The organism is Luteitalea sp. (genome assembly GCA_009377605.1).
Classification (GTDB): domain Bacteria; phylum Acidobacteriota; class Vicinamibacteria; order Vicinamibacterales; family Vicinamibacteraceae; genus WHTT01.
In genome coordinates, this window is record WHTT01000074.1 from 25,888 (window position 1) to 32,608 (window position 6,721).

General features: G+C 66.5%; 9 protein-coding genes. 4 read left to right on the forward strand and 5 right to left on the reverse strand.

All coding sequences use genetic code 11. From position 1 onward, the window contains the following. Positions 1 to 114: 114 nt before the first annotated feature. From GEV06_21160 to GEV06_21175, 4 genes are all read right to left on the reverse strand, one after another. Positions 115 to 798 (reverse strand): hypothetical protein, encoded by a 684-nt coding sequence (locus tag GEV06_21160; protein ID MPZ20399.1) that lies wholly within the window; start codon positions 796 to 798, stop codon positions 115 to 117. A gap of 5 nt (positions 799 to 803) precedes the next feature. Beyond that, entirely contained in the window at positions 804 to 1,487 is a 684-nt protein-coding gene (locus GEV06_21165) for a hypothetical protein (protein ID MPZ20400.1), read from the reverse strand. After that, a complete protein-coding gene (locus GEV06_21170) occupies positions 1,484 to 2,269 on the reverse strand; it encodes a hypothetical protein (GenBank protein ID MPZ20401.1) in 786 nt (261 codons plus the stop codon). Before GEV06_21170 ends, GEV06_21165 begins: the two co-directional genes overlap by 4 nt. 64 nt (positions 2,270 to 2,333) lie before the next feature. Then, positions 2,334 to 2,915 (reverse strand): hypothetical protein, encoded by a 582-nt coding sequence (locus GEV06_21175; protein MPZ20402.1) that lies wholly within the window; start codon positions 2,913 to 2,915, stop codon positions 2,334 to 2,336. 597 nt (positions 2,916 to 3,512) lie between these two features. Here GEV06_21175 and GEV06_21180 point away from each other — a divergent pair. Both GEV06_21180 and GEV06_21185 read left to right on the forward strand, forming a co-directional pair. After that, positions 3,513 to 3,782, forward strand: coding sequence for a hypothetical protein (locus tag GEV06_21180; protein ID MPZ20403.1), 270 nt, complete (start codon positions 3,513 to 3,515; stop codon positions 3,780 to 3,782). Further along, complete coding sequence (locus tag GEV06_21185) at positions 3,680 to 4,060, forward strand: hypothetical protein (protein ID MPZ20404.1); 381 nt, start codon at positions 3,680 to 3,682, stop codon at positions 4,058 to 4,060. Before GEV06_21180 ends, GEV06_21185 begins: the two co-directional genes overlap by 103 nt. A gap of 121 nt (positions 4,061 to 4,181) precedes the next feature. On the opposite strand, the gene GEV06_21190 is transcribed toward GEV06_21185, so the two are convergent. Next, positions 4,182 to 5,165, reverse strand: coding sequence for a response regulator (locus tag GEV06_21190; protein ID MPZ20405.1), 984 nt, complete (start codon positions 5,163 to 5,165; stop codon positions 4,182 to 4,184). A gap of 273 nt (positions 5,166 to 5,438) precedes the next feature. Between GEV06_21190 and GEV06_21195 the strand changes: the two genes are divergently transcribed. After that, positions 5,439 to 6,017, forward strand: a complete 579-nt coding sequence (locus GEV06_21195; GenBank protein ID MPZ20406.1) for a hypothetical protein — start codon at positions 5,439 to 5,441, stop codon at positions 6,015 to 6,017. Between the two features lie 12 nt (positions 6,018 to 6,029). Then, positions 6,030 to 6,638 carry a methyltransferase domain-containing protein gene (locus GEV06_21200; GenBank protein ID MPZ20407.1) on the forward strand — a complete coding sequence of 203 codons (609 nt, stop codon included), beginning with the start codon at positions 6,030 to 6,032 and terminating at the stop codon, positions 6,636 to 6,638. The last annotated feature ends 83 nt before the right edge of the window (positions 6,639 to 6,721 follow it).

A 6,721-nucleotide genomic window follows, 5' to 3' on the forward strand; every position in this document is an offset into this window, starting at 1 on the left:
CGTCACGGCGCGGCCCGACCGCTTGCTCCATCACGCGCAGGTGCTCGAGGGCCGGGAGCTGGTCGACGCGTAGATTCCTGATCATCCCCGCCGCCGTCGCCGCCGCCCCAGTTTCTAGAAGTCCCTGACCCGCACGAGCACCGCTGCCGCCACCAGCGACGACAGGACGCCGGCGAGCAGCAGGCCGAGGATGTCCCATCGCGCCGGCTCGAACTCCAGGAACCGGACGACGTGAATCCAGCCGGTTGATTCATCGTCCAGGGTTCGGCCGATGGAGAGAACTACCCCGACGGGAGCCAGCGACAGCAGGGCCGGGCTGAACCGCTCGGTGACCAGAGGCAGCATCAGACCGGTCAGCGCCTGGATGCTGACCGAGACGGCCAGGGCGAGGAGCATCGACGCTGCCATCGAGCCGAGCGGCACCCCGCGACCGGCCGACCAGAGCGCGGCGACGACCGCGATGAAGACCCCGAAGACGAGGGCGAATGCGATCGCCGCCGCCGTGAAGAGCCGCGTCCCGCTGAGCATGAACCGGCTGACTGGCAGGGTGAGGGTGTAGTAGACGGACCGATGCGCGATCTCGAGTCCCGATCGAATGCCGGTGCCCCCGAAGACGAGGCCTGCCACGACGACGGCAAGACTGAGAGCCCATGCGTGTACCAGGACCGGGGACACCCTCGGCGATAGCGCGACCGCGAAGAACGCGGTCACGGCGCAGAGGACGATCCAGGGCCCCAGGGTTGCGAGAACCAGGAACCGAAGTTCCAGCCAGTGACGGTACAGGATGGCGCCCAGCACGCGAGTCAGTACTCCCGCGCCCTGACGTACGATAGCGTGAACAGCACCGTGGCGACCAGCGCCATCACGTAGCCGGCGACCGCCAGCCAGGGGACATCGTCCCGCGCCGGCGCGGAGACGACGTAGCTGTTGGGAATGGCGAGGGCCAACACCGCGAGGAGCCCCAGGAACGCCCACGCCGTGGGTAGCGCCGTGATGGCTGCCGACACGATCGCGAGCATGGCGGCCAGGACCACCACACCGAGCACCAGCGACTGGAGCACCTCCACCATCGGTACGGTCTGGCCTCGCATCGTGAACCAGGCGACGCCGCCCGCCGTGAGCGCCGTCGCGCCGACACACGCCACGGCGAGGCCGGCGGCGAGGCGAGTCCAGATGAGCCGGCTGCGCGAGATCGGAAGCGTCAGCGTGTAGACGACCGGTGCGACCGGCATGAAGAACGTCCGGAACCCGGCGCCCGACAAGGCGAGACTGGCCGCCAGGCTGAAGGGCAGAATGCGGCCTGCGAACTCGGCCCACACCAGCACCTGATCGGCGCCGATCGCCTGCCCGAGCGGTGTAAGCGGTAGGGGCTGGCCGAATTCCAGCGAATGCCAGGGCCCGAGGATGGAGACGCCGAGCCACACGCAGAGCCCGACGAACACCAGCGCGCCCAGACGCATCTCGACCCAATGGCAGTACCAGATCATGACGCTTTCACCTGATCGAAGAAGATTTCCTTGAGCGTGGCCGGTTCGGCATCCATGACCGTGATGCCGGTTCCGGCGAGCTGCGCCTCCAAGTCGGTCGCGTCGTGCGGCGAGAAGCCGGTGAGAACCCGTCCCTCCTGGCGCCAGCCCGCCGCCACGGCCGGCAGCGGCGCGTCGGGGACTTCCATCACGCAGCGAACCCGTTTCCACCGCTGCCGGACGTCGTCGATGGCGCCCTCGACGACGCACTGGCCGCGCCGGATGATCACGATGTGGTCCGCGATCTGCTCGATGTCCGTCAGCTGGTGCACGACATCCCAGATCGGCGACGGGCCCGTCCGTTCCTCCCCGGGTACATTCAGCACGCTCATGAGAGCCCGCCGCTGAGCAGTTCTATCCGTCGAGAATCCCTCGTCGGTCCGCAGGGACCGGCCGAAGCTGCCGACCATCACCGCCGCGTCATCCTGGAGCGTGGTCAGGACCTGATTGCGGATCGTGTCAGCGACGGACCTCGCGGAGGTGTCGCCGGGCCAGAACGTCGAGGTGGTCACATCGACAAGGACGACCAGGCTCATGGCGCCCGCCTCGTACGTCGCCTTGCTGAGGTCGATGGGATGACCGTCCACGCTGACTGAGAAGTCCGCGGCGGTCAGGCCTTCGACCGGTCGTCCATCCTGATGCTCCACCGCGACCGCGACGGTCACCGAGCGCTGGGGTGCACCGGCAGCAGCCAGGGTGTGAGAAGTCCCGCCAGAACCAACGCGATCGTCATCGCCGCTCACCGACCGTGAACTCCCGGCGCGCGCGCACCCGATGGCCGTCGCTCTTTACGCGCGCGTCGATCCGCTACGTGCCCCTGACCTTGTCGTCGGGCCGGAATCCGATCAGGTATTGCCGGCGGAGCTCATCCGCCACGCGCGAAAACGTCGCCTCGAGATCCGGATCGTCTGACAGCTCGAAGCGGGCGCCGCCGGAGTCGTCGACGAGCATGGCGAGATCCGGGTCGACCGGACTCGTCAGGGTGCTCCCGCGGACGCCGATCGCGTAGAGCATGAAGCTGCCCTCGATGACCCGCTGTCGAACGTGGCCGATGTTCAGCGGGTATCCCGGCAGTTCCCCCGCGGCCGCACCGTCGGTCAGAATCAGGACGACACGACGGCCGGGCTCGCCTTGAAGGGACTTGACGGCGGCGCCGACGGCGCCCCACAACGGCGTCGCTCCACCGGGCCACAGTTTCTCACGCAGCACGCGCTCGAGCACGGCCTGGTCGCTGGTCAGGATGGGGTTGACGAAGGTTCCTGTGCGACGCCGAGCGGGACGGCAGGCGACGGCCTCCAAGGAGCGAGACCTGGACTGGGCGCCGCGGCTGTTGTGCGCGAGCCAGATGCAGACTGTCTTGGCCGGCAAGAGTTCTTGCGGTGCGCTCACGAATTGGCGCTCGTGGCGAGCATGGCCTTGCGGCCTGGATCGTGGCCCTCGGCTCGGCAGCTCACGGTCAACGGGTTTCACCTTCTGGCGAAGCATTGCTGCACATCAGACCAGCGAGAAACTCAAGACCGCCCTTTCTGCGACGTCAAGTGCCGATCGGCTTGCGCACCTGCTGGGTCATGTCTTCGACATCGCGACCTATGTGTGCGTACCGAAATACAAGCTGGTGCGGTGGTGCATCTTGTGCCTGCGCGTTGGGGTCGTCCTGTCGGGTGTCGCCCTTGTCGTCAACGACGCACCCCGGCGGCCGTGACAGCGCCCTCAAAGCCGTGAGACCTCAGACAACGGGTGAGGTTTGCGGAACTCTGGAAGGCGGCTCTTGTGGGCGTCAGGCCACCCGCCGCAATCCCTCAACCTGCCGCAACCACCCGTCCATCTGGTTCCCCAACTTGCGAAAATGCGGCTCACCAGCACTTCACCCTCTCTTCTCAACAGCTTCTAGCCGGCGATGGTGACGACCGCAGACGGGAATCGAACCGCGTTGGTGGGCCGCACGGGTATCGATCGGGCCGTCTCAGGATCGGCTATTCTGGTGCCATGAACGCCAACGTCAGCATCGAGGTCGACAGGCACACTGCAGATGTGCTCCAGACCCGAGCAGCCGAGCTCGGCGTGACCATTTCGGAACTGATCGCCGAACTTGCGGCCCTTGACGGCGCTCCCAGGGAAGCGGACGCCAATGAGGTTGCAGAGCTCGATCGTCGATCGGCCAGGGCCGCGGAAGGCTCGCGCGTGCCGCACGGCGATGTGGTGCAGTGGCTCCGCACGTGGGGCACGCCCGGGTTTCGACCGTGGCCGGGCCGGTAGAGATCGAGTGGTCGCTCGAAGCGCTCGCCGACCTCGATCGATTTGCTGCATTCCTCCACGAACGGTTTCCCGACCTCGCGGCGCGCGTCGCGAACGAACTTGTCGAGAGGACTGACGTCCTCCGCCGACATCCGAAGCTCGGACGAGCCGTAGCAGGCCGGGAGGAATACCGCGAACTCCTCCTCCAAGTGCTCGGTGGCACATACGCCCTTCAGTACCGGTACGATGGCGGCTCCATTCTGATGCTCCGGGTTTTCCACGGACGCGAAGCGAGGTAGGGGCGCGATCCAAGCACTCACGCCGCTCGTCGAAGGCTCTCAACCTGCCGCAACCACCCGTCGAGTTGGTTCCAGCTCGCGAAAATATGGCTCACTCAACGAAGGAGGGCCTGAGGGGCGCTCAGGCCCTCGACCGCTTCCCCACGGCATTGACCACGTAGGCGCGGTAGGTGCGGCTGACCTTCAGCACCGTGCCGTCGCTGAGCGTGAGGCGCTGATCGCCGGAGGCCAGCGGCTCGATTTCGCGGATGCACGCGACATTCGCGATCGCGGAGCGGTGCACCCGCACGAACCCGCTGCGGTCCAGCGAGTTTCCCAGCGCGCGCAGCGAGTCGCGGACGAGGAACGTGCGTTCGCGCAGGTGGATCCGCGCGCAGTAGTCCTCCGCCTCGATCCAGAGGATCTCATCGTGCGGGATGACGACGGTACGGCCGCCATCGCGGACCACGAGCTGGCGGCGCTCCTGCGCCTCCGTCGCCGATAGGAGAGCTGACAGCCGTCCGACCATCGATGCGAAGGTGCGCTCGCGCAGGCGCACGCGCGTTCGCTCGAGGACGATGGCGAACCGCTCGTCCGAGAACGGCTTCAGCAGGTAATCGAGCGCGTGCTGCTCGAACGCTTGCAGCGCGTACCGATCGAACGCCGTTACGAAGATGACCGCTGGCACCGTGCCAGGCTCGAGACGGCGCAGCACCTCGAAACCGTCGACCTCCGGCATCTGCACATCCAGGAACAGCACGTCGGGGCACTCGCGCCGGATCGCGTCGATGGCGTCCGCACCGTGGCCGCACTCGGCGACGATCGCGAAGTCCGCCTCGCGCGCGAGGAGCAGCCGCAGCGTCTGCCGCGCCAGCGGCTCGTCGTCCACGACGACCGTCCGCCACGGGCCCCCGGGCGAGGCGCCAGTCATGACGGTACGTAGGGCAGCGTCACGGTCGCCCGCACGCCGCCTTCCTCCCGAGGACCCACATGGAGCGCCGCCGCGTCGCCGAATTCCGCGGCGAGGCGCGACGCCAAGTTGCGAAGACCGGTACCGGTCGCGTCGTGCAGGCTCCATCCCGGCGGCAGCCCGACGCCGGTGTCCTCGACGTCGATCCGCGTCCATTCATTGTCACGAACGGCACGGATGACCAGCGAACCCTCACGCACTCGTGGGGCGAGGCCGTGCCGCACGGCGTTCTCCACGAGCGGCTGAACGATGAGCAGCGGCACGCGGGCATCGGCCACGTCTGGCGCCAAGTCGACCGTGACCTCGAGCCGATCGGTGAAGCGCGCGTGTTGAATCTCGAGGTAGCGCTGACGCGGCTCGCTGCATGCTCATTGCGCGGCAATACCGCGCCTGCCACGATGGCAAGGTCCCATTCATTTGGAGGCCTAGATGCACAATACAACTGTCTGCGCGTTGCTGTTCGTACTGTTCGTGATCCCGAGCAGAGCGGCCTCACAACAGGAACCGGCTCCGACCGGCAAGACCTTCACGCTCTTGGGCCAGATGCTGGATGGCTACAAAGAGACGCAGCGTAACCTCGCCGAGGCAGCGGAGAAGATGCCGGAGGAGCACTATGGGTTCAGGCCAACGCCCGACATCAGGCCGTTCGGTCAGCTCGTCGCGCATGTCGCGTTGTCCCAGTTCGGCACCTGTGCCGCGCTGAGCGGAGAGCCAAACCCGAAGAAAGACGAGGAGGAAGACGCCACGCGTACCAAGACCGACGCGATCGCGCTGCTCGAGGCGTCGGCCGAGTACTGCGATCCGCCAGTGAACACGCTCACGGAGCAGACCATGACCGAGCTGACGAAGGTGGGCGACAACCAAGCCGCGAAGGGGCTCCTCCCTGTGAGCCTCGTCACGCACGGCATGCAGACGTACGCAACGATGGCGGTGTACCTGCGCTTGAAGGGCATCGTGCCGCCGACGACCGAGCGGCAGAATCAAGAGATGAAGAAGAAGGGCCAGTAAAGGCTCAACTCGATTCCCTTCGTGGCGGCGCCTCAGTTCGGAGTCTTGGCTTCAGCATGGATCGCGCAGGAGCGCAGGCAGGCCGAGCTCGATGCGCCCAAGCTCGTCGAGGTGCTGGAGTTGAAGCCCGGCATGACCGTGGCCGATGTCGGGTCCGGCTTCGGCGCGATGACGGTGGTGCTCGGGCATTGGATCGGCTCGGGCCGCGTGTTCGCCACCGACATTACCGAGCATGCGCTGCGGCAAACGCGCGAGGACGTGAAGAAGGAAGGGTTGACGAACGTGACCGTGATCGAAGGCGCAGAGGCAGCGACGAATCTGCCCGACGCGTGCTGCGATGCGATTGTCCTCCGTAACGTCTATCACCACATCACGGCAGTCGACGCGTTCAACAGGAGCCTGGTCGCGTCGCTGAAACCTGGCGGACGGTTGGCCATCATCGACCTCGAGGATCGCAGCGGAGGTCAGATTCCCAAGGGTGTGCCCGCCAATCGGGGCGGACATGGCGTCCCGCCGGGCATCGTGGTCGACGAACTCAAGGCCGTGGGCCTCACTCACATCAGAACGGCCGAAAAATGGCCGCCAGGGGAGCCGACCTTTCTCGCGCTGTTCCGACAATAGGACCCCAGATCGCACCTATGGCACCTTAGGGTCCCCTTGGCACTCGTGTCCTGATCGCGAAGAAAGTGAAACAAGTGGCGCGG

Coding starts and splice junctions, on each gene's coding strand:
- GEV06_21165 (MPZ20400.1), bottom strand. CDS start 1,487: ATGATCTGGTACTGCCATTGGGTCGAGATGCGTCTGGGCGCGCTGGTG.
- GEV06_21180 (MPZ20403.1), top strand. CDS start 3,513: ATGAACGCCAACGTCAGCATCGAGGTCGACAGGCACACTGCAGATGTG.
- GEV06_21190 (MPZ20405.1), bottom strand. CDS start 5,165: ATGGACGCGGATCGACGTCGAGGACACCGGCGTCGGGCTGCCGCCGGG.
- GEV06_21195 (MPZ20406.1), top strand. CDS start 5,439: ATGCACAATACAACTGTCTGCGCGTTGCTGTTCGTACTGTTCGTGATC.